A 2575-nucleotide genomic window follows, 5' to 3' on the forward strand; every position below is an offset into this window, starting at 1 on the left:
CGCTGGCCCACCGGCTCGGCGCGCCACTGGCCGGCAGCGCCGCCAGATTCCTCTTCGACATCCTCGTCACGAGCGTGCCGCTGCCGCGCTCCGCGCTCTCGCTCGGCGGGTGCCCGCTGAGCGAGATCTACCCCCTCGCGCCGCTCGCGCGCGGCCAGTCCCTGGCCGTCGGCCTGTCCTCGTACGGCGGCCGGGTGCACGTGGGTCTGGTCGCCGACGGCAAAGCCGTCCCCGACCTGGGCGCGCTGGCCGGATCGCTGCACGCCGAACTGGCCGAGCTGGTCCAGGTCACCCGGTAGAGTCGGGCCGGCAGAGCCGATAGATCGGACTGCTCAACCGCAAGAGCCCCATAAACAGCTGCCTCACAGGTGTTGACGCCGTCCAGTCATCCGATGAATATTCGTCCTGATTGACGGCGCGGTGATCGACGACAGAGCGGTCGGCGACGGAACCCTCAGGAGGCGGCAGCGGTATGCGGCACACCACGCTCGGAAGCGGTCCGGTCCAGGTGACCGAACTGTCCTTCGGAGCCGCCGGGATCGGCAATCTGTACACCCCGGTGGCGCCCGAGCACGCCCGGGCCGCGATCGACGCGGCCTGGGACGCGGGCATCCGCTACTTCGACACCGCGCCGCACTACGGCACCGGGCTCTCGGAGCGCCGTACGGGCGAGGCGCTGCGCGCCAGGCCCAGGGACGAGTACACCGTCTCCACCAAGGCGGGCAGGCTGCTGGAGCCCGTCCCCGCCGGGACAACGGCGCCTGCCGCCGACGACCTCGCCAACGGCTTCGCCGTCCCCGCCACGCACCGCCGCGTCTGGGACTTCAGCGCCGACGGGATACGCCGGAGCATCGAGGACAGCCTGGAGCGGCTCGGCCTCGACCGCATCGACATCGTCTACCTGCACGACCCGGACGACCACGAGGAAGCGGCCTTCGAAGAGGCGTACCCGGCGCTGGAGAAGCTGCGCGCCGAAGGGGTCGTCGGGGCGATAGGCGCCGGCATGAACCAGACCGCGATGCTCACCCGCTTCCTGCGGGAGACGGACGTCGACGTGGTCCTGTGCGCGGGACGCTTCACCCTGCTCGACAACAGCGCGCTCACCGCGCTGCTCCCCGAGGCCGCGGCGCGCGGCAAGAGCGTCGTCGCCGGCGGGGTCTTCAACTCGGGCCTGCTCGCCGACCCGCGCCCCGGCGCGACGTACGACTACGCCACCGCCCCCCAGGAACTGGTCGAGCGGGCCCAGCGGATCGACACCGTGACCCGCCGCCACGGAGTGCCGCTGCGCGCCGCTGCCCTGCACTACCCGCTGCGCCACCCGGCCGTCGCGAGCGTGCTCGTCGGCGCCCGGTCGGCCGACGAGGCGCGGGACGCCGCCGAGCAGTTCGGCCGTACCGTCCCCGACGACCTGTGGGCCGAACTGCGCGCCGAAGGGCTGCTCACCGAGGACGGAGCCGCGTGATGAACCCGCCGGACATCGTGGACGCGCACCACCACATCTGGGATCTGTCCGTACGCGACCAGGAATGGCTCGACGGGCCCGAGATGGCCCCCATCCGGCGGGACTTCTCCCTCGGCGACCTCGAACCCGAAGCGCGCGCGGCGGGGGTGAGCGCGACCGTACTCGTCCAGACCGTCACCGTCGCCGCCGAGACCCCCGAGTTCCTGGCGGTGGCCGCCGCCAGCGACCTGGTGGCCGGCGTCGTCGGCTGGACCGACCTGACCGCCCCGGACATCGCCGACACGCTCGCCGCGCTGCGCGCCCGGCCCGGCGGCCCGAAGCTGACCGGGATCCGGCACCAGATCCAGGGCGAGCCCGACCCCGAGTGGGTGCTGCGCCCCGAGGTCAAGCGCGGCCTCGCGGCCGTCGCCGCGGCGGGGCTCGTCTACGACCTGGTCGTCCTGCCGCACCAGCTGCCCGCCGCCGCCCGCGTCGCCGACCTGCTGCCCGGGCTCACGTTCGTACTCGACCACGCGGGCAAGCCGCCGATCGCGGCGGGATCCATCGAACCCTGGGCGCACCACGTCAGAACCCTCGCCGCCCGGCCCAACACCGTGTGCAAGCTCTCCGGACTCGTCACCGAGGCCGACTGGGGCACCTGGACGGCGAACGGGCTGCGGCCGTACGCCGACACCGTCATCGAGGCGTTCGGCCCCGACCGGCTGATGTTCGGCTCCGACTGGCCGGTCTGCCGGCTCGCCGCCTCGTACACCGAGGTGCTGGAGGCGGCGGGCACCGTGACGGACGCGCTCAGCGACGACGAGCGCGCCGCCGTCTTCGGCGGTACTGCGCGGCGCGTCTACGCGCTCTGACGGTCCCGCCGTAGGGCCGCTACACGGTCTGGACGGGGCCCTCACCGCCCAGCAGGGCGCGCCGCACCACGTCGGGGAAGGGGCCGAGGCCGAGCAGCGCCGTGACACAGCTCGTGGCCAGCGTGTGCCAGACCCCGGCCCTGCGCAGCATCGCGTGATCGCCGTGCGCGAGCAGTACGGCGCCGGCCTCGGCGCCCACCGCGCGGGCGCGCGCCACCAGCGCGACGCTGCCGCGCGGATCGGTCACCCGGTCGCTCTCGCC

3 protein-coding genes and 1 pseudogene are annotated in these 2575 nt (G+C 73.8%); 3 read left to right on the forward strand and 1 reads right to left on the reverse strand.

What is annotated here, in order from left to right; translation table 11 throughout:
• The 3 genes from HY68_RS45545 to HY68_RS27260 form a co-directional block, all read left to right on the forward strand.
• The coding region (locus HY68_RS45545) for a WS/DGAT domain-containing protein (RefSeq protein WP_041997292.1) at positions 1 to 299 on the forward strand (299 nt) is incomplete at its 5' end.
• Positions 300 to 472: 173 nt separating this feature from the next.
• A complete protein-coding gene (locus tag HY68_RS27255; RefSeq protein WP_041993623.1) occupies positions 473 to 1462 on the forward strand; it encodes an aldo/keto reductase in 990 nt (329 codons plus the stop codon).
• A complete protein-coding gene (locus HY68_RS27260) occupies positions 1462 to 2313 on the forward strand; it encodes an amidohydrolase family protein (RefSeq protein WP_041993625.1) in 852 nt (283 codons plus the stop codon). The genes HY68_RS27255 and HY68_RS27260 overlap by 1 nt, the downstream gene beginning before the upstream one ends.
• 19 nt (positions 2314 to 2332) lie before the next feature.
• On the opposite strand, the pseudogene HY68_RS45550 reads toward HY68_RS27260, so the two are convergent.
• Positions 2333 to 2575, reverse strand: a pseudogene (locus HY68_RS45550) (alpha/beta hydrolase); the annotation flags it as partial.

The sequence above is a fragment of the Streptomyces sp. AcH 505 genome (genome assembly GCF_000818175.1).
Classification (GTDB): Bacteria; Actinomycetota; Actinomycetes; order Streptomycetales; family Streptomycetaceae; genus Streptomyces.

Coding starts and splice junctions, on each gene's coding strand:
- HY68_RS27255 (WP_041993623.1), top strand. CDS start 473: ATGCGGCACACCACGCTCGGAAGCGGTCCGGTCCAGGTGACCGAACTG.
- HY68_RS27260 (WP_041993625.1), top strand. CDS start 1,462: ATGAACCCGCCGGACATCGTGGACGCGCACCACCACATCTGGGATCTG.